The sequence below is a fragment of the Metabacillus herbersteinensis genome (genome assembly GCF_042433335.1).
Classification (GTDB): domain Bacteria; phylum Bacillota; class Bacilli; order Bacillales; family Bacillaceae; genus Metabacillus; species Metabacillus herbersteinensis.
The window spans coordinates 54,876-74,219 of the sequence record NZ_JBHLVO010000016.1 but is presented as its reverse complement, the minus strand read 5'-3'; the positions used below and the strand labels follow the sequence as shown (position 1 = coordinate 74,219).

Sequence of the window (19,344 nt, the reverse complement as noted above, 5' to 3'; positions counted from 1 at the left end):
CCCTATTTTAGTTGATATTAAGGTGATCTCTTTAAAGCTAATACTTATGAATTTTTTAATGAATTAGCTCTTTTATATTGCCAAATTATAAATCCAAAAAGTGTAAGTACGCTTACTGCAATTAACCCTCCAAACAGATAAAGCAAACCTGAGGATTGGCTGGCAGAGTCTTGACTAGTAACAGGACTTGTTGCTCGCTCTTCCGTAGATGAAAATAACTCCATTTTTTCCGCTTTTGCGGTAATGGTATTATTTTCACGTGTGTAATTTGAAAAAAGCTGAGTTTGAATTCTTTCGAGTTCGTTACCTGATTGTTTTTTAAAGGTTAGACTCCGTTGCTCTTCTGGAATACTCTCTGGTGTTTCATTTTTTGACTTTTCCCGAAAAAACTCTGCACCCCTCTTTGTTTTTTCACCTTCATAATAATAAGGTTCCAAACCATTAAGGTCAGGTTTTGCATGAGCTGGCGGACTGGCTAGAAGAAAAGAAAGGAGCATAATGTAAAATGCTCCTTTTACGATCCATTTAAATCTCATGGACTTCATCTCGATCCTTCTTCATTCCTGTATTTTTGAAGGTTTTGGCTAAAAACGGAAGAGCAGTGAGAATAACGATAAGCGTTACAGCAAAGGTTACTCCCTGTGTAAATAAACTATTTGTGTCATATTGCAGCGATAAGTATACGCGTGACATCGGATCCTCGTAATTGAAATTTGGTGTGGTTTGAGCAAGCAACGGACTGACAAAAAATGCAACTAATCCTACACTTGCAACCCAACCAATCATATTGCCAAAGAAGAAGGCTACTCGAACAACAGTAGATCCCAGTAACAGTAGTAGAATCGTGAAAATGGACCACTGAATTGCTCGTTCATCTGATAGGTTGTAAATATTCAATCCGAACAAGCTGATAATTAAACCAACAATTAGATTTAATAAGCCAAACAATGAACCTCTAACTAGTAGTGGAGCATTGCTAAAATAATGACTGAAGAATCCAATAAGCAGGCTGCTCAGAAGGATAATCACTAAAATAACAACAGGTGGAATCTTCTTCGCCGCCTCAGCAGGAGCATCTCCACTGATTTGCAATGGATTCGCTAAGTGATTGTAGACCATGTCATTATTTTGTCCGTCAACAAATGCGTTCCCTAGCACGCTAAAGACATCCTCACGAACAAGCTTGGTAGAAGCCACAGTTGTCGCCCACTTTTCATTAAGCGTGTCTGCGTCTTCCTGAACATTATTGACTTGCTGTTGGAGCTCTCCTGTAAACGTGACAACATTATCTTGATTTTCTCCGACAGAACTGACTAAATCATTTAAAAGTAACAGTTCTTGTGCAACATTTTCTTGATTATTCATCAAGGTTGCATCTTCAACATTCGGACGTGGAGATTCAACTCCAGTTGAGTTTGCAGGATCTTGAATTTGTGACAGGACAGTTGTAGCACTCTGTTGCATTGCATCTAAATCTTCAGCCGTGGCCGTTTGTAAGCTGTCTATGTCACTGTTGTACTGCTCTATAAATGTCATAAATGATTTTTCTATCACTTTTAACTCTTCTTGAGTAGCTGGAACTTCTTCATTCATGATGACTTCCCATGCATTCTGCTCCTCTTCAGTAAGAGAAAGGATTGTTTTGATGTCATCGTTTAGGAAGCTGTCATCCATGACGAAATCTCTTGTTAAATTTCCTTTTTCTTGGATGCTAAGGATTTCATTTAGAATGGAATCAACTTCGGAAAGCTTGCCATAGTAATCCATAATTTTAGATAGATTTTCGGTGTTGTAGACAATTTCTGGTTCAAAAATTACTTGTAGCTCTTCTTTTCTGCTGCTAGTAAGAGCTTCTGAATCAAGTATCTCTTGTTCTTTGTTCTCAATGTTACCCAGGAAATCAGTTTTATCCTTGGAAAGATTTTCTCTTAAACTAGTAATCATGTCGACTAGATTATTATGCTTTGTGACAAGATCGTTATTTTTTACTAACAAATCTGCAATCTGTGATTTATCTTGTTTATTTATCTCTAGCAATTCGTTGTGCTTTGTTAAAAGGCTATCGAATAACGTAAAAAGACTTCCGTATTCAACTTTCCAAGCATTTTGATCTTCTTTAGTGAGAATTGCCTGTTCGGTTGCTTTAATTTCATTTGAGACTTCAATAAGCTGCTCAAGTGTAGCTTGTACCTCAGGTGATGGTTCTTCAGCTAATTGTGTTGTTAATGTATCTTTAAGAGCAACGATCTCATCTGAAATTAAAATTAATTGTGCTCTCTCTTCCTCGAGACTCATAGAATTCGGGTCTAGATCTTCTGGAGCACTGATGTTATCTCCATCTTCACCTGGCTCTTCTGCAGTCTCTGGTTCTACTTTTTCAAGATCTTCATCCACATCGTCTTCCCCAGAAGAGATGCTACTTTTTAATGAGGCAAGGCTGCTTTGAAGACTCGTCAAATCCCGCTTATTCTCCTCCTGCTCATACAAATCAATGAACCCCGCATGAACAGCTTTCAATTCCTCTTCCTGTCTGTCAACCTGTTCAAGTCGAACAACACTTAGATCAGCAAGTGTCTGACCGTTTTTGTTCAGTAGGGCTTGAAAATCTTGAATCCCCATCTCGATTTGCTGACCTTGATCATTAAAGGCTTGAATCGATTCTCGTTGCATGTTGAGAAACTCTTCTGTACCGGATTTGATGGTTAGAATACTTTCATCCTGCGCTTCTTTTAAGAGCTCGCGCTGCCTGTCTTGGTATTCTTGATAGCTTTCTACATACTGAATGAATTCAGTGAGGTTTTGTTCAAACATTTCTAATGTGTTTTGTCTAGTAGTTGATCCTTCCTCACCTTGTTGCATTGTGCTACGAAGGGATTCAAGCATTTGCTTTTGCTGTTCAATTTCACCCGCTAGGTTTTGCGAGCTAGGCTGATAGAAACTGAGCATTGCATTTTGGAAGTTGACTTCATTTTCAAGAATGCGATCAAATTCCTGCCGAACTGTTTCTAAGTCAGTCGAGACATAGCTCCAATAGAGAGATGACATCTCTTGATCGACTCGGTTTGCTGCATCTTCAAGCTCACGGAGTACTTTTTCTCGGTTAGCTGAGTTGAGCTGTCCTTGTACTTTATATTGAAAATTAGCTTTTTCAGGCTGTTGTTGATCATATGTTAAGATATTTTCAGAGAAGTCAGATGGAATATAAATGACTGCGTCGTACTTTTGACTGTTTAGACCATTGTCAGCTGCACTTCGTCCCATCACTGTCCACTCATAATCTGATTCGTCTTCAAAAATATAGGTCACTTCTTGCCCAAATTGGGTGAGCTCTTCTTCATCGTTATCTGCAAATACTTGTACAGAGCCAATGTCCTCGTTCACTACCGCAATCGACCTTGTTGCGTTCTCTGTTATTTCCATTGGATTATCCCCTACAAATTGAAAAAAGAGTGTAGGGGTTGCGAGGATTAGAAGAACTGCTACGATCATTTTTACGATATGCATCCTTTGTTCTGTCATGAATAAATCTTCCTTTCAATCGCACATAAAGGTATTTGAATTTTTGTTTCTTTTCCATTTTCAATAAAGTAGCCGAAACCTGGGTGAATATCTTCTTCTTTGCGGTTATACGACAGAGTATATAGAGTTTGTTCTGATTTTTTCATTAAGATTAGGGCTTGTCGTATTTGCTTGACTTCATTTGTGAATGAGTCAAAGCCTTTTGTAAGCTCATTATTGTTACCAGAAACAACAACATGAAAGCCTAAATGGCTGTAATTTTTCATCGTTCGCGTTAATTTCTCTTGAATAATTGAATCAATTGTTTGTGAAAATCTTGAATAGCCATCAATCATTAGCAAAATCGGTTTAAAGGAAAGGTTCTGAACAGATCCTTTAGCTACTGCCGCTAAGTATGCTTGTTCTCTTCCTGCAAAAATTGCTTCTACTGAGTTTAACCATGAAACAATTCCTTCCTTTGTTTCTATATAGTTGACTTTTTCTTCGGATGAATAGCTAGAAAGACCTCGATCAATTGAATCAAAGATACCTAATGTTTCAATATCCTGATTTAGCAATGTGCCAATCATGACCTTCAACGCATTTGTCTTCCCTTTTTGTGTTTGACCTAGAACAAGGCAATGCTTATTTCTTGGTAGATTAATTGAAATCGGTTGAACAAGCTCCTGATCTAGACCAATTGGGATGACTCCAGCCTGCTGGCTTTCTTTTGCATATTGGGTGAAATTGATCATCGTTAGCTCAGAAGGTAACATCGGGATCGATTCAGGCTTAGAAAGTCCTTCATATTTTTCATTCAAAGCGACAATATCTTCTTTAATATGATCAAGTAGTTCATAATCATCCTCGCCGTGAGAAGCTAAAAACACTTGTGAAAAGAACGCTTGATCTCGCTTAATAATTGCTCTACCCGGAATTGGCTCAGGTGCAAATGGTACCTTGCCTAGCACCATGTATGCTTCAGATTGGTCCATTAAGTAATGGACAATTTTTGTTTTTAAGTTATTCATTAATGACTGACGAATTGAGTTGATTCTTGTCGCAGAAAAGATCATATAAATCCCAAGAGATTGACCATCGCGTGCAAATTGAGTCATTTGGATTTCGATGTCCTGCATTTCCTCTTTCACAAGGTCAAAGTTATCAATCGTGACAAAAAGCAATGGAAGCTTTTCATCGTTTATTGAGTTGTACATTTTAATGCTACTAACTTCTCGCTGTTGAAAAAGTTGTTTTCGTCGAGAAATTTCTTCTTTTAAGATGCGAAGGAATTTCTCTATTTTTAGTTCTTCGTCTATTAAAAAGTAATCAGCTGTATGTGGCAGCTGTCTTAATGGCAATAGTGACCCATTACCAAAATCAAATAGGTAATAATGAACTTCTTCTGGACTGTATTTAGCCGCAATGCTTAAAAGAAGTAACATAATCGTCTGAGATTTTCCGTATCCTGATGACCCGAAGATTCCAATGTTACCATCGTCCATTAGCTGATAAACATAAGGTGTTTGACTTTGTTTCTCCGGCTCATCAATTAATCCAAGAAGTATTTCGGTCTTACCTTCAGCTGAATAAGTAAAACGAGACAACCTGCTTTCAAGAGGTGGTAACCATGGGCTGTTTAATTTGCTAATCCCCATCGTCTTTTGAATGGCTTCAATTTTATCGACAACAACCTCAATTTCAGGTGCTACCTCTTTTTTAGCCATCGTATCCGCTGAGATATTTGATAAGGGCACTAACCCAAGATCGGTTACAATTGCAACCTCGTCCTCAGCTTGCTGTGTTTCTTCCATGTACGGTGCCCCGCTCCATGCGGACTGAAAGAGCTCATATACCTCATTGTTACCAACCTGTAGATACCCTCGTCCAGTTACGGTTATGGAAGCTGCATCAGAGTTTTTAATGATTTCACGGCTATCAGCTGCATCCTGTACTTTCAAGGCAACTTTGAAGCGTGCATTACTCCAAATCTGCTCGTCAATAACTCCTCCTGGCTTCTGGGTAGCTAGGATAAGATGAACACCTAAGCTTCTACCAATTCTCGCAGCACTAACAAGCTCTCGAATGAATTCAGGCTCTTCACTTTTTAGCTCCGCGAACTCATCCGAAATTAAAAATAAATGCGGGAGAGGCTCTTCTACTTTGCTTTGTTTATAGAGTTTTGTGTAATCGTTTATGTGATTCACTTGATATTGGTCAAATAAGCGCTGACGTCGCTTTAATTCGCTCTTGATTGATGCAAGTGCGCGGTTACTAAAGTTTTTGCTACCCTCTATGTTGGTAATTGTTCCGAGCAGATGAGGTATATCTTTAAACGGTTGTGCCATTCCTCCACCTTTATAATCAATTAAAAGAAAAGCAACTTCATGTGGATGGAAATGAACAGCTAACGATAGAATATACGTTTGTAAAAATTCACTTTTCCCCGAGCCGGTTGTACCTGCCAGCAATCCATGTGGTCCGTGGGCTTTTTCATGAAGGTTTAGTTCAACAAGGTCGGCTTTACCCTTTAGTCCAACTGGGACAGAAAGAGACTTAGCTGACTCCCTTGTTAGCCAATTTTGTTCAATTGGTAGATCATCCACTTCTTTCGCATTAAATAATTCTAAAAAAGACACACTTTGTGGAATCGAGTTTGTCATCCCAACTTGATGATCAAGTGTTCTCAAGCTCCGTGCAAACTCTTCGTTCCCTTTGGTATGATGTTCATCAAGATTAAACGGAATTTGAACAGCTTTTTTCTCTTGAATGAGAATATCTCCCTCTTGATCATTAATGTAACGAACAAGTGTATGAATATTTTCAGATAAACTCTCTTTTGTTTCGGCTGCAAATACGACAGAAATGCCTAAGTGCGCGTACTCTCCTTCAAGATACTCTAAAACGACATGATCAGAGATCAATTGATAGTCGGTAATGATGAAGACAATATGTGGCGTGTATCTTACCTTTTCTTCTTGTTCATCCATATCTCTATCACGCAACATTTCATAAATCGATGATAGTATCTGATCTCTTGTTTGCTCATTATAGATAAGTCCTTTTGCAAAAGAGTGGGGCAACTGAAAATGGGGCAACCATTTTACCCACTCCCACTTGCTATAATCCTTTTCATTGAAAATAAACACAAATCGTACGTCGTGGTAACTATGGAAAAATGCAAGCTGGCCGATTAATTGGTGAATTTCTTTTTTTACAATTGATGTTTTTCCAATTAGACCCATTGCTCCTGTCGAGAGATTCACGTTGATTGGAACCGGTCCAACTTCACGATACACCTTCTCCATTTGCTGAGATTGTTCCAACAAGTCGTCGATCTCACGATTTGCCATGTCTCCTGAGTTAACAGAGACCGTATAACTGGAAGGAACTTTTCCAGTTCCAATTCTTAGCTGAAGTAGATCTGTACTTTCAAGTGTTCTTTCCCAAATCCGGTCTGAGATTTGTTCTGTTAAATACTTCATTCGTTCAAAAGAAGGAAAATGATGGCTTAAAACCTGCTTTTGCTTTTCGGCTAATTGTTGAAGTTCTTGACGCTTATTATCTAGATAGGCTGTATAGATTCTTTGTCTACGTTCTTTTCGCCTCTTTTGATTGCCTCTTTCCTTAAAGTACTGAACAGTTGAGGTAATTAAGGTCATTCCGAACATCACCATTGAGATGATTATGAAGATCCCACGTGGTGCAACCAAGGCGACAATTCCCATAACCAATAGCATGACGATTGGAGGCAGAATAATCATCCAAAGACCACGATTTTGATCTTCAGCTTCCTGACTAGGAAATGAAAGGGTAACCTTCTCCTTTGGAAGATCATAAATCATCCGTGGTGTCCGTCTATAGTTTGGGTATTTTTTTCTCATTTCAGAGGTTGGTTGTGCCGTATGTGAAAGGTTAGTTTGATAGCTTTCTAGACTCTTAATTTGGATAAGATCTTCCTCTATAAATTGAATCGTCATTAATGACCAAAGAAGAACATCGCCTATTTTCACTTCAACTTCTGTCTCTACTCTTCTTCCGTTGAGAAAAAGATCGTTTCCCTCTGGAGAAAGAATCCAACTGCCATTAGTGCGTAAAAATGTAAATGACTGCTTGGTTCCTAAAAATGCAGGAGGGTGGGAACAAACTACCTCCGCTAATAAGTCCTCAGTTGAGAAACACAATTCAGGTTTATTCCCTGTGTAATAGGTTTCCACCTTTTGATAAGATTCAGTTAGGTAAAAGTCAATAGTCTGACCTTCCTCGGTGTACCGAAAGGGTTCGCTTGCTACTATTTCTATCTGCTTGCCATTCTGAGAAAGGATTAAGCTATTTTCATCAGCATGCTTCGAAAAGAACACTGGACCTTGGTTAAATGCAAAAGAAGGAATCGTTAGATCTTGCTGATAGTTATTTCCAAGTGAAAAAGGACGAAATGTTTTAAAATCAAATTCATGCTGTTGATATGTATCACCGTAAATCACCCATAAAATACTCATGCTATCACCTCCTGAAGCAAGGGTTTAATTTGTAGAGTTTTCATTTGCTGAATCAGCTGCTGCGTCCTTTTGATCATTTTGAATTGTCGTATCTTGCTCAGTTGGACTTTGCTCACTTACCTTTTCATCTGATTGTTGGGTTTGTGCTTCTGATGTGTCAGCTTGTTCTTCTACTTTCTCACTTGCCTGTTGCTCATCTTCTGCCTTTTGTTCTTCCTCTTCTTGTTGTGACGCTTGTTCTTCCTGGTACTCTTGAATTTCAGCTTCAACTTCTTTTAATCGCTGTTGTCTTTCTTCACTAGACAGCTCTTCATTAGCTTTAATTGCTTCTCGGTAGTTTAACAATCCGAACACGATCAGGTCTCGGTCCTCCAAAGAACGCGCAACGTCTAATGCCGACTCAGCAATTCCTCTTCCTATAAAAATCCAGTAATCAAAGTATTGAGAATCTGACTGTAGCGTTATTGTATTTTGAACATTCTCTTTCTGATCTTCCGTTAGTGATTCATTTACAATAAAAGCAGATGCTAATTGGAATTTGACTACGTTTGGCATTTCTTCCACATCATAGTTTGCTAGCGTGTTCACAACTTCACTATAATCACTTGCAAGAAAGTGCTCATTACTTGCAACAAATGCTTCCTGTTTTGGTTGTAAAAAGAACATGGAGTATACGGTATAAATCAATGCAGGCAGTAAACAAATTAAAAAACCAAGGGCAACGTATCTAGTTAGTTTCCATTTGTTTTGAGGAATGTGTACCAGAGTTTTTTCATTCTCTTCTAACTGAGTTAACTTTTCCTCGAGGAAAAAGAGAAGCTCCTCTTCGGATTTTGCATGTAAGACTTCTTTTGAAAGTGCCGTTAGCTCTAATGTTTCATGCAAATTCAAATACTGCAAAAAGGTATACTTGTGATCTATTGCAGCTGCTACAGTCGCCTTCACTTCTGCCCATAATCTGTCCTTGTCTTTTTCATAAGGTGGAATACTTTCCTTAACACCATAATGTAGAATAAATGGTGTGAAACTTTGATCAAAGACAATGTTCTCCGGGCAAACTAAAAGATTGAGTCGAGTATAAGAGAATTCCTTTACCTTTTTGACGAGCTGATAGGCTAATAGATATTTACTACGCTGGTCTTTTTTCTTAATATGTACGAAAGATAGATAGCTAGCTGGAATTTGGACAACAATCTTGAGTTCATCTTCATTTAAGATGATGTCCCTTTGAATGGAGGAATCAATTTGCTTAACCAAGTCCATTTCAACAGCGTGGTCTAGTTTTATTTTCTCCTTTTGAAAGGTAAATGTGTAGCCGTCTTCTTTTGTAATAACGGCTTCAAGCTGCTGTTCCAAGTAAGATTGTTTTTTCTCAGACATGATGCAAGACTCCTTTAAAGTATTTCAAAACGATCTCCGGTTGTAATTCCACAATCCAACAATTTTCGGTTTCCTGAAATGACGATTTTCTTGTTAGGAATTCGCACCCAGTACCCTTCTCGAGGTGGATCCGAAATGCTTTTCGCTTGCCAAACAATATCCACCACTTTTTTGACAGAGTGGTAGTTCGATAGCCGAATATCAAATGTCTCGCCTGTGTAGTTCTTTAAATCAACTGTCACTTCTATGTACATGCCTTTTCACCTCATTAAAAAAAGCGCAAGCGCCTTGTTCAGCCTCAGGCTTATGACCTCGAGGCAGCCAAAACGCGACGTCCTGTCGCATTAACTGCACTAGCACATCCTGTGCGTCGGGGCTAGGCGCTGGAGCTTGATTCCGAAACGCACACTTATTCTTAACCTTTAAACTTCATGATATCAAAAATAAGAAGCGCCAACTTCTAATTAGAATTAGCGCCTCTCTTTACATACATTTGATTAGTAAATCCTCAAGATTAACCACGGATTTGGCTAGCGATTTGTTGGTCAGCATCTTCAATTGCACGAGCTGTGCTGTTAAGCTGTCTAGAAACTTCTTCTAATAGTTGTTGCATTTGGATGATTGAAGGCTTTAACCCTTCATATTGCTCAGCGAAAGCGCGACTTGATTCACCTTCCCACATCCCTTGAAGCTGGCTAATCATTGAATCAAGACGAGTAATTTGCTCCCCTACTTGACCGCTTTCTGCATTGTAACGAGTGGACATATCGACAAGTTCAGCTGGGGTAACGCGAATAATACCTGACATTCAAATCTCTCCTTTTTCTTTTAGATTTACTTTAATTGTAAAAACAATAACCTATAAGGTCAATTGTTACTTCTCTAATATGACTAAATTGGTAAATTGTATCTATATTTCCTGACCTAAGGAAATTTTTGAAAATATAATAGGGGTAATATCTATCACAGCACTTTACCGCATTAGGATAATACGCCCCAATATATTGAATTGTTAGAAAATAATAGTTAGTTGATTTCTCTTATTGACTTTTCTAGTTAACTTGTTATCTCTTGATCTTCATAACGAAGAGTTATATATTGCTTATTCAAATCGTTTATATAATGAGCATATTGATAGGCAATTGTATCCATTGCAACCAATTGTTCAGCTATAATTGCATCGTTTTTGACTTGATGTTTAAGTAGGGCTTCGTTCGAGCTAGCAATCAGCTCACCTGAACTCAACTCAAGCTCTTGATTCACTAGCTTCGTCATTTCAACACCTAATGCACCCATTTGTTCTAATAGGTTTTTGAAAAGATCAGCCTTGTACCTAAGGTCTTTCTCTGCTTCAAATTCATGTAATTTATAGATTAGGCCCATTTCCATCATCCTTTTACTGAGCTTTCAAAAAATTATCTTAGGTTGAAAATTTCCGATACTTTTTGTTCTTCTTCAAAGAGGGCTTCTATTGAGGATCGAATACTTGAAAGTAAAGCGGTTCCCTCCGCCCTTTCTACTTGAAATGATTGAATACCACCTCAAAACGGTTGTTAAACGACGCATTTAAAGTAGGAATTTGGTCATGAACATAGATACTATTTAACACACGATTTCCGCTTGTGCCTAATAGGTATTGATAGGAGCGCGGATTTCCTTCCATGTCATTGATATGGTTTATAACCCTGCGTTTTCTCTGCTCAAAATCCTCAAGGTAGTTTTCCTCATAGGCCATCTTAAATTGATTGATCACACTTTCTTTTTGGTGATAGATATCCATGCCAAGCTGATAGGTTCATACCGCAGAAGAAAGGTTAACTTCTATTTATTTTATTATCCTTTGTATAGAGAAGTAAATCACCGGTTTGGGGATGATATCTTCTTCCTTCTTCTCCAAGAGTGTTTATTACCGGATTCAGCAAATGGGCATGAACCGCTCCACCAAATTCAGCTTTAGCATGATTAATAATTTCGCTTATCTTCCCAAAACGTCCGATAAATTGCTTGATCTCAGCATGTATCTCTTGAAGGGTTTCATCGATGTAGCCTAAGTCCTGAATAATTGCAAATGGCTGCAATCCCATGAGCATACCAATCTTACTAAGCTCAGTTAGACTTCTGGGGATGGTATAGATTTGGTCTATATTTCTCCCATTTGAATTGAATTTTCTAAGAACATAGTTCTTAAAAGTTAAGTCGGTTGTAAACAATTGATATGCACTGGGTGGGGCATCATTAATTGCATAAACCTAGTCATAATCGCCACGTGTTAAGGTTAACATTCTAATTAAACTACCACCCAGGGAATGTAATTTTTCAAAACTATTTTCCTATACGAAATGATTGTTTTATACTAATAAATTTTGATGCCCCCGAATCATTAGACCTAGTATTAGGTTATTTTATGACTTCAACCGTTTCATAATAAGCTATCTCCTTATTATGAAATGTAAGAACACCATGAGTAGTCGTGTTAAGTGTAACCTTTATTTGATTTGGCCCCTCTTTTAGATTTCCCAATTGATAAGAATGCCGGTACAGGCGTTTTATTTTCTCTCCATTTACATATAAGTGGGCATGTCCTTGATTGTATTGGAGTTCATTACTATCGGCCTTTTCTGGAGTAAAGGTAAAGTTCTCTGTTTCTAGGTGAAGCAGCCAAGAACCTGAAGCATTTTGTTTTACACTTCCTTTTATAGAAGGAACCTTATGACCTTTTGGCAACTCAATAGCTTCTAGTTGGTGATTTTCATGATGACCAGATGTCATTTGGTGGCCATTCTCATTATGGAAGTATAGTAGAATTGATATGATCGATGATAGGAGGACAAAGCTTACAAACCTATACAAAATCCCCACTCCCTTTAAGCACTTATTTTTATTTCCTGTTTTTGCCCACTTTTTCTTACAAGTAGACCTATAACAAGTAAAAGAGCACCCATTCCAAGAAAAGCCAAATCAAATGCAAGGGCATTTGGGTCATCAGGTTTAACACGGTGTATTTTCAAAATATGGTGATTGATTATTCCTTCGACTAAATTAAAAATGCCCCCACCCATTAAAAAACCCCCAACGAGTAGTCTAATTCCTTTTGAAAGATCGGTTGGATTCCCTGCAAGCCATAAAAAGACTCCTCCAACTACTAGTGTGATTGTGACAGCTAAGTGGAAGACTCCGTCGCTGATGATTTGTTCTGGTCGACTTGTATCCATAATGACACTGTGCCACTGGAGTAATTGGTGAAATATTATACCGTCTAACGAACCTAAAAAACCAAACCCTAATATGAAGCTGCCAATATTTATAAAATTCCTTTTTGTTTTTGTGCTCATTTTCGGCTCCTTTGAAATGAATTCTGAACATTAAGATAGTATAGCCAAGAGTGATGCAACTTAACGATAAAACTTAGTTCATATTTTAATAGAATTTAAAAAGGACAGGGAGTCATATCCTCCCTGTCCTCTAAATGGTTAATTAATAAACCGGTCAAAAAACTCCAACACTTTCCGATATACCTTAATCTCATTTTCCTTTTTAGAAAAGCCATGTCCTTCATCCTCTAGCACAAGGTATTCGACGTCTCTTGCTTTTTCCTTTAGTGCAGCAACAATTTGATCTGACTCTACTTTTACAACACGTGGATCTGTAGCTCCTTGAATGACTAGCATTGGCTTTGTCATGGTATCGAGGTAGTTAATCGGCGAGTCTTCCTCTAACTTCTCTTTATCTTCAACTGGGTCACCAACCCATTGCTTCATGACAGGCTTCCAGTGTTCAGGTACGGATTCAATGAAGCTGAATAAGTTAGATGGGCCAAAGATATCAACGACCGCTTTAAAGTACTCAGGATGTCTGCCGTGAAGAAGGAGTGCCATGTAACCACCATAGCTGCCACCCATTAATAAAATCTTTTCTCGATCGGCATACCCTTTATCGATTAGCCACTCTAATCCTTCTATATTATCTAGCCTTGGACCATGACCCCAGTCTCCTTCAACCATTTTCGTAAACGCTAATCCATAACCCGTTGAACCTCGGAAGTTTGGTGCGAAAATGCTGTAGCCTCTGTGAACTAAAAACTGAAACAGAGAGCGGAAATACGTGCGTTCTGCTGATTGAGGACCACCGTGTGGCCATAATATGACATGGCTATTACTTGTTTCTGGTTCTGCTTTAAAGTAAAGTGCTTCAATGTTCAAACCATCAAAAGAAGGATATGTAAGCACTTCAGGTTCCACTAATTCCGATTCTTTTACCCCAGGAACAAGATATTTCGTCAAAGGTTGCCATTCTCCATTTGACATTTTATAGAGATTTAGCGGTCTAGTAGCTGAACGTCCTAGCAAATAAACGTTCCCTGATTCTGAAACTGATAATTTTCCAACAATAGTTGTAGGCAATTCAATTTTCTTAATTGTACTATCTGATAGATTGTATTTATAAAGATTATCCTTCACACCATTTTCACTCGTTATATAAAGGGAACTTGAGCCTTTATCGTATTCTAGATTAACGAAATCTTCATTTTCTAAATTGAGCACTTTCACAAATTCACTTTTTTCCATGTCGAACTTCGCTAAGTATGAATAGTCTTCTTTATAGTTTGTAAGGAGATAGATTTCCGTTTCAGAAACATAAGCGGTGCTAGAAACAGTATGCTCTGGAAGGGTGCTTGGTGTAAGTAGGATATCTTGATCTCCAACTTTCACATAAGCTAGAGCATATGTATTTGCAAAATGTTTCCCATAGATAAAACTTTTTTCATCTGGACTTTTCCCTACTAAGTATGTGGCTGCTTCCTTTCCGTGTACCACGACTTTTTCTTCTCCTGTTTCTAGATCATACTGATACGACTTTAAAAAGGTAGCATCTTCTTTGTTTGAAGTGTAATATATTTGTTTGCCATCATTTGAAATCATCGGTACCATATGACGACTATCTTCTTTTAAACGAATTGGTTTTAAATCCCCACCATGAGGAGGTAGCGCGTAAATTTGCCCATTTTCGTCTCCATCTTTGTCCATAATTGCAATTATAAAGTTCCCATTTTTATCATATGCAAGTTCACTACAGCTCTGATTATGAAAAGTTAATGGATAGGGAAATAATGTCGGCAGATCCATTGCCCACAAATTATATTTCCCATTTAAATTTGTACTGAAAACAAGTTGTGACTCATCTGGACTCACAGTGAAGGTTTCGATCCCGAACGTTTGAAAAAAGTATTCTACATCCGGCTTAGAAAACGCTATCATATACTTAATCCTCCAGTAATAAGTTTTTTTGGTAGTCTTATTAACACTATTCGAGACCTTGTTAAAAAATCCTATCCATTGTTTGGTATTTCATAAGAATATCTAAATTAAAAAGTATTCCCCAAGAAATAAGTAAAAAAAAACACTCTCATAGTCTGAAAGTGTCCTAGTCTGAAAATTATTTACTTATTCATTTGAGCGAGGAAATCTCCAAGAAGATTTTCTCTATCATCTTCTTGTTCATCCTCTTGATTATCCTCAATAGAAGAAGCTTGCTCTTCTTTCGCTTTATTCCAATCAAAATTCATTAGATCGTCTTCTAATTCAGCTTGCTCTGTTGAATTTTCTTGGGTTTCCTCTCCATCATTTTTGATGGTGGTTTCATTCTCCGTGTAGTGATCTTCAAGATAATTGACTTGTTCAAACTCCTGTAGATAGAGTGCCTCATTGATATCCAACGCGTTACTATTCAATGATGCTAAAACAGATGTTGCACGTATTGGATCAGCTAACAGTTGATAAACAATACTTCCAAGCAAAGCTTCTGAATGCGCATGTTTAAGCCAATTACGCTGTTCTTTACTTAATTGTTTTGGAAGCGGAACTGTTACTATTTCTCTTTCTTTTGACAAGGAATTACTAACCCCTTCTACAACAAACTCTGCAATTTTGCTCGAAAAGTTTCGTCTTTCTGTATCCTTTAACTTCTGCAATTGCCTTAATATGTGATCAGGTGTGTCAGAGGGTAGGCGAAAGGTAATTGCCTGCCCTCTCTGTATTCCAGTCATTCCCTTTTTAATCATGGAACCACCCTACTGTTATTTTTTTACAGTTTCTTTAACTGTCTCTTTGCTTTGTTTTGCTTTTTCCGTAGTTCTAACAAAATCAGAAATTAACTTGTAATACGCATTCGCCATCATCCAAATACTTTCTTTCTCATCCTCAAAAAATTCGATATTATAGCCATCTAGGTTGTTGTTTAGTGTTTTGAGATAATCTTTCAATACCATTGCGCCACCGCCTACAAAATAGCAGATTTCCGTTTGAGAGTTTTTCTGCCATACATTTCGTAAATGACGATATTGTTTTTTTGCTAATTCCAGAAGAATTCTATCGGTAATTTCATGAACGCTTTTACGACTACCTTTTACCATTATATGGTTTCTATCATTCTTTTTCGTTATGATTTCAACTACATCTCTACGACTATCTAATTCCACACCGTGTTTGGATCTAATCTCTTCTCTAATTGCTTCTAAAGATTCAGAGACACCGATATTAAACCCTTGCGCTTTGTCATCATCTACATTGCGGTTTTTGATGACAGCGATATCTGTTGATAATCCCCCAATGTCCTGGATAAGTATTCTTTTATCTATTAAATCCTTGTTAATAATATTTAGGTTATTATCCATAACTAAATTAATATAAGCTGCAAATCCTTCTGGATATACCTTCACTTGATCAAATTTAATATTGACCTTTAATCCTTGATATTTCGGAGTTACTAAAAATTCTACTTGATGGACCGAACCTAATAACTGTAGACGGTAGCCTACGTCTTTTCCTTCTTTAACTTCACGCAGAGGTAAGCCAGTACCCAAAGTATAATTCGCATCAACAACATTATTAACTCGTTTAAAGATGCTAGAGTTTTCCTCCCTTACTGCATCTAATGCTAATGATGCAAAAAGCATGACTAAAGTTTGATCTTCCTCGGACTTGCTACTTCCCAAATCAATTTCAGCTGCATTATCACTTTTTGTCGCTAAACTACCAACACGATAAATAACATTGTTCTCTTTTAGAGCAGGGGAGTGGACTCTAATATGAATACCATCTAGTGGATCTTTTTCATTCAATTCTTCTATGCCAATAACAGGTCTATCTTCTATATCTCGTGCAACAACATTAGGTATGTATAACTCATGATCTAACTTTCCAAATAAAGCCTTAATCGAATCGTTTCCTACATCAATAGCAGCAATTCTAGAATTATTCATCAAAACAACCCCTCACATTAATTTAATATATTCAATATATAATATTACCACTTAAGGAAAGATTATAGAAGTTTGATAGATACGTCAATGAGACCATAGTTGTGTTCAAAAGCGTAAACATGTCTGCATATTTGTGTACAATTATACAAAAGTGTACACATGTTGATATTAAGGGATGCACACACGATTGTACACTTGTATACACTTTTGTAAACTTAATGTATACAACTTGTTTACTTGCACACATTTTGAAAACATAGGGAAAATGTAGTGTGAAGTTCTTCTATTGTGTTGGGAAAGTCTATTAATTCATAACAAGCAAATAGAAATACAAAAAAAATACCCCTACGCAAATAAGTAGAGGCTCTGGGGACAAAAGTAAAAAACTTAGTCCTTTATTTCTTTACACATTGGAAAAAGAGGTGTTCCTTTTATATATCACGAACTGATTCCCCATCTACAAGACTTACATTAATTCGTTCGTGCTCAACTTCTTGTTTTCGTATCAGTTTTAGCAAAAGTTCCGAAGCAAGTGCACCCCACTTATGCTTGGAATAATTGATTGTTGCAAGTCGAGGCTGAATATACTGCGAAATTTCGATATTATCGAATCCTATCACGTGAATATGCTCACCTACCGATAGATTAGTTCTTTTTAAGTCGTTGATAGATATAAATTCTATATTACCCTCATCCTTAGGTTTGGTTAAAATTTTCATTACCTCTGTATGAGAATTCAAAAAGACCGCAAACCCATCTATTTTTCTATAACGGTTCTGTTTCTGTGGAAGCCAGCTACCGTTTTCGTGCTTTTTAAGCTATACATTATTGATATACCATCTTAATAATGTAACTTTTCATTGGCCGTTGTAAACCGATTGATCATCGTGTTATACGATTTTTGCGATGGGTTTTTACATTCATTCTTCTGAGAAATATCTATTTTCTTCTAGGCTTTCATTAACACCAGACACATAATCCTTGGCAGCATCAATACCTTTACCTAATTTAAAATGGTAGAGTGCCCTTTGAGTGAAATTCATATTTTTAGTATATCTTTCATACTCTCTTTTTTTTACGTCCTCTGGAATTAATTCGGGCTTCCTTGAATGCCTCTTAAATAAACAATATTGCTATCAGAGGAATCTTTTTGAAGAGCAATCTCAATGTACTTGTCTCTCAATTCGTAAATACCAAGTGAATCATATAGAGAAATCAACAAAGAATATTGTTCTCTTTCTCTATAACTTTCTGCAACAGTTGTTACGTAAAGTTCAGCTTTTGTTCCTTAAAGATCAATATCAATTTACTTTACTTTACGAATACAATCTCAAGACTGGAGGTCGCGATGAACCGTTTAACAAACTATTTACTTGTAATTTCCTTTGATTGTCTCTCTTCGTTAGATTTCCCTATGCTTCAAGAGCTTCCAAATTTTCATGAGCTTTTGCAACGTGGCTCATATTGCAAGAATGTAAAGACAATTTATCCTTCTGTTACATACCCTTGTCACGCCACGATTGTAACGGGGAAATATCCTAAGAATCATGGTGTGATTAACAACACGTTTCTTCAGCCAGGTAGGCCTTCTCCAGATTGGTTTTGGCACCGTCTTCATGTGATGGGAACTACTTTATATGATGAGGCGAAAAAAAAGGGAATGACAACGGCTGCACTTTTATGGCCTGTAACAGCGAAAGCTGCAATAGACTATAATATGCCTGAGATTTTTGCTAATCGCCCCTGGCATCATCTAGTTGCCGTTTCCCTTTGGAATGGCAGTCCACTTTACCAACTAGACATGAATCGTCGGTTTGGTCATATTCGAAAAGGACTTAATCAGCCTGAGCTCGACGACTTCGTGTTAGAGTCAACTGTTTCAACGATTAACACAAAGCAACCTAACCTGTTACTTGTTCATTTCACAGATCTTGACACACAGCGTCATTACCATGGCTTTTCATCTGAACAAGCACTTGACGCCCTCCGGCGACATGACAAGCGACTCGGGCGAATTATGCTTGCATTGAAGGAACGTAACATTTTTGATCAGACCACAGTTGTTGTACTAGGTGAGCACAGTGCGCTTGATGAATCAAAAGCAGTTAAGCTAAATGTTTTACTAAAGGAACGTGGACTAATTCATGTAAACGATCGCGGCAAGGTAGTTGATTGGAAAGCATACTGCAAAAGCTGTGATGGATCAGCTTATATTTACTTGAAAGATAAAGCTGACAGTGCAACGAAAAAAGTCGTCCAAGAGTTGCTTCTGGAACTATCCCGCGATAAACAGAATGGCATTGAAAGAATTCTCTCTTCTGAAGAAATTGGAGCCATGGGTGCAGATGAGAATGCTGCCTTTATGATTGAGGCTCGTCTAGGATACTAGTTGAAGGAGAACTTAGAAGGAGAGTTTATTGATTCGATAACAGCTGAAGATGTTAAGGAAAAGCGCTACACACTAGCGTCCCATGGGTATTCACATGAAAAAGAAAACTATACAACCATACTCATGGCGGCGGGTAAAGGAATTAGTGAAAAAGTTGTCATCCCTTCTATGAATCTCGTGGATGAAGGCCCGACGTTCGCTCGGTTATTAGGTCTTGATCTTGGAGGTACAGATGGGAAGGTAATCGATGAATTGTTAAAAATGTAAAGCTAATGTTAAATTTTGGAACCCTCAATTTTTATAAACTATTTTTCTTGTAC

The 19,344-nt window shown here is 37.6% G+C and carries 15 protein-coding genes and 3 pseudogenes; 1 reads left to right on the top strand and 17 read right to left on the bottom strand.

Annotation, left to right across the window (positions count from 1 at the left end; all coding sequences use genetic code 11):
- Window positions 1-44: 44 nt before the first annotated feature.
- The 17 genes and pseudogenes from essA to ACFFIX_RS16950 all read right to left on the bottom strand — a co-directional run bounded on the left by essA (window position 45) and on the right by ACFFIX_RS16950 (window position 17,678).
- The gene (gene essA, locus ACFFIX_RS17035) at window positions 45-545 is read right to left on the bottom strand and encodes a type VII secretion protein EssA (protein WP_378936088.1); all 501 of its coding nucleotides are present in this window, start codon (window positions 543-545) and stop codon (window positions 45-47) included.
- A complete protein-coding gene (gene esaA, locus ACFFIX_RS17030; RefSeq protein WP_378936086.1) occupies window positions 526-3,519 on the bottom strand; it encodes a type VII secretion protein EsaA in 2,994 nt (997 codons plus the stop codon). Before esaA ends, essA begins: the two co-directional genes overlap by 20 nt.
- A complete protein-coding gene (gene essC, locus ACFFIX_RS17025) occupies window positions 3,516-7,997 on the bottom strand; it encodes a type VII secretion protein EssC (protein ID WP_378936084.1) in 4,482 nt (1,493 codons plus the stop codon). The genes esaA and essC overlap by 4 nt, the downstream gene beginning before the upstream one ends.
- A 24-nt stretch (window positions 7,998-8,021) precedes the next feature.
- A complete protein-coding gene (gene essB, locus ACFFIX_RS17020; protein WP_378936082.1) occupies window positions 8,022-9,377 on the bottom strand; it encodes a type VII secretion protein EssB in 1,356 nt (451 codons plus the stop codon).
- 14 nt (window positions 9,378-9,391) lie between these two features.
- Window positions 9,392-9,631, bottom strand: a complete 240-nt coding sequence (yukD, locus tag ACFFIX_RS17015) for an ESX secretion system protein YukD (RefSeq protein WP_378936080.1) — start codon at window positions 9,629-9,631, stop codon at window positions 9,392-9,394.
- Between the two features lie 260 nt (window positions 9,632-9,891).
- Window positions 9,892-10,185: a WXG100 family type VII secretion target gene (locus ACFFIX_RS17010; RefSeq protein WP_378936078.1), complete on the bottom strand. Its 294-nt coding sequence runs from the start codon at window positions 10,183-10,185 to the stop codon at window positions 9,892-9,894.
- 248 nt (window positions 10,186-10,433) lie between these two features.
- Window positions 10,434-10,760, bottom strand: a complete 327-nt coding sequence (locus ACFFIX_RS17005) for a hypothetical protein (RefSeq protein WP_378936076.1) — start codon at window positions 10,758-10,760, stop codon at window positions 10,434-10,436.
- A 133-nt stretch (window positions 10,761-10,893) separates the two neighbouring features.
- Window positions 10,894-11,157, bottom strand: coding sequence for a hypothetical protein (locus ACFFIX_RS17000; protein WP_378936074.1), 264 nt, complete (start codon window positions 11,155-11,157; stop codon window positions 10,894-10,896).
- Window positions 11,158-11,191: 34 nt separating this feature from the next.
- Complete coding sequence (locus ACFFIX_RS28010; protein ID WP_512700172.1) at window positions 11,192-11,617, bottom strand: DUF6792 domain-containing protein; 426 nt, start codon at window positions 11,615-11,617, stop codon at window positions 11,192-11,194.
- Window positions 11,618-11,774: 157 nt separating this feature from the next.
- Complete coding sequence (locus ACFFIX_RS16985; RefSeq protein WP_378936070.1) at window positions 11,775-12,227, bottom strand: hypothetical protein; 453 nt, start codon at window positions 12,225-12,227, stop codon at window positions 11,775-11,777.
- 14 nt (window positions 12,228-12,241) lie between these two features.
- Window positions 12,242-12,709: a DUF2243 domain-containing protein gene (locus ACFFIX_RS16980; protein ID WP_378936068.1), complete on the bottom strand. Its 468-nt coding sequence runs from the start codon at window positions 12,707-12,709 to the stop codon at window positions 12,242-12,244.
- 138 nt (window positions 12,710-12,847) lie between these two features.
- Window positions 12,848-14,632: a S9 family peptidase gene (locus ACFFIX_RS16975; RefSeq protein ID WP_378936066.1), complete on the bottom strand. Its 1,785-nt coding sequence runs from the start codon at window positions 14,630-14,632 to the stop codon at window positions 12,848-12,850.
- A gap of 182 nt (window positions 14,633-14,814) precedes the next feature.
- Window positions 14,815-15,435 carry a hypothetical protein gene (locus ACFFIX_RS16970; RefSeq protein WP_378936064.1) on the bottom strand — a complete coding sequence of 207 codons (621 nt, stop codon included), beginning with the start codon at window positions 15,433-15,435 and terminating at the stop codon, window positions 14,815-14,817.
- A 15-nt stretch (window positions 15,436-15,450) separates the two neighbouring features.
- The gene (locus ACFFIX_RS16965) at window positions 15,451-16,635 is read right to left on the bottom strand and encodes an Alp7A family actin-like protein (protein WP_378936062.1); all 1,185 of its coding nucleotides are present in this window, start codon (window positions 16,633-16,635) and stop codon (window positions 15,451-15,453) included.
- 431 nt (window positions 16,636-17,066) lie between these two features.
- Window positions 17,067-17,300, bottom strand: a pseudogene (locus ACFFIX_RS16960) (substrate-binding domain-containing protein); the annotation flags it as partial.
- A pseudogene (locus tag ACFFIX_RS16955) lies at window positions 17,286-17,483 on the bottom strand (terminase large subunit); the annotation flags it as partial. The pseudogenes ACFFIX_RS16955 and ACFFIX_RS16960, both read right to left, overlap by 15 nt.
- A 72-nt stretch (window positions 17,484-17,555) precedes the next feature.
- Window positions 17,556-17,678, bottom strand: coding sequence for a hypothetical protein (locus ACFFIX_RS16950; RefSeq protein WP_378936060.1), 123 nt, complete (start codon window positions 17,676-17,678; stop codon window positions 17,556-17,558).
- 305 nt (window positions 17,679-17,983) lie between these two features.
- Here ACFFIX_RS16950 and ACFFIX_RS16945 point away from each other — a divergent pair.
- Window positions 17,984-19,291 (top strand): annotated as a pseudogene (locus tag ACFFIX_RS16945) (alkaline phosphatase family protein).
- The last annotated feature ends 53 nt before the right edge of the window (window positions 19,292-19,344 follow it).

Excerpts from the sequence above, each read along its gene's own strand:
- essA (WP_378936088.1), bottom strand. The coding sequence starts at position 545 with ATGAAGTCCATGAGATTTAAATGGATCGTAAAAGGAGCATTTTACATT.
- esaA (WP_378936086.1), bottom strand. The coding sequence starts at position 3,519 with ATGACAGAACAAAGGATGCATATCGTAAAAATGATCGTAGCAGTTCTT.
- essC (WP_378936084.1), bottom strand. The coding sequence starts at position 7,997 with ATGAGTATTTTATGGGTGATTTACGGTGATACATATCAACAGCATGAA.
- essB (WP_378936082.1), bottom strand. The coding sequence starts at position 9,377 with ATGTCTGAGAAAAAACAATCTTACTTGGAACAGCAGCTTGAAGCCGTT.
- yukD (WP_378936080.1), bottom strand. The coding sequence starts at position 9,631 with ATGTACATAGAAGTGACAGTTGATTTAAAGAACTACACAGGCGAGACA.
- ACFFIX_RS17010 (WP_378936078.1), bottom strand. The coding sequence starts at position 10,185 with ATGTCAGGTATTATTCGCGTTACCCCAGCTGAACTTGTCGATATGTCC.
- ACFFIX_RS17005 (WP_378936076.1), bottom strand. The coding sequence starts at position 10,760 with ATGGGCCTAATCTATAAATTACATGAATTTGAAGCAGAGAAAGACCTT.
- ACFFIX_RS17000 (WP_378936074.1), bottom strand. The coding sequence starts at position 11,157 with ATGGATATCTATCACCAAAAAGAAAGTGTGATCAATCAATTTAAGATG.
- ACFFIX_RS16980 (WP_378936068.1), bottom strand. The coding sequence starts at position 12,709 with ATGAGCACAAAAACAAAAAGGAATTTTATAAATATTGGCAGCTTCATA.
- ACFFIX_RS16975 (WP_378936066.1), bottom strand. The coding sequence starts at position 14,632 with ATGATAGCGTTTTCTAAGCCGGATGTAGAATACTTTTTTCAAACGTTC.
- ACFFIX_RS16970 (WP_378936064.1), bottom strand. The coding sequence starts at position 15,435 with ATGATTAAAAAGGGAATGACTGGAATACAGAGAGGGCAGGCAATTACC.
- ACFFIX_RS16965 (WP_378936062.1), bottom strand. The coding sequence starts at position 16,635 with ATGAATAATTCTAGAATTGCTGCTATTGATGTAGGAAACGATTCGATT.
- ACFFIX_RS16950 (WP_378936060.1), bottom strand. The coding sequence starts at position 17,678 with ATGAATTTCACTCAAAGGGCACTCTACCATTTTAAATTAGGTAAAGGT.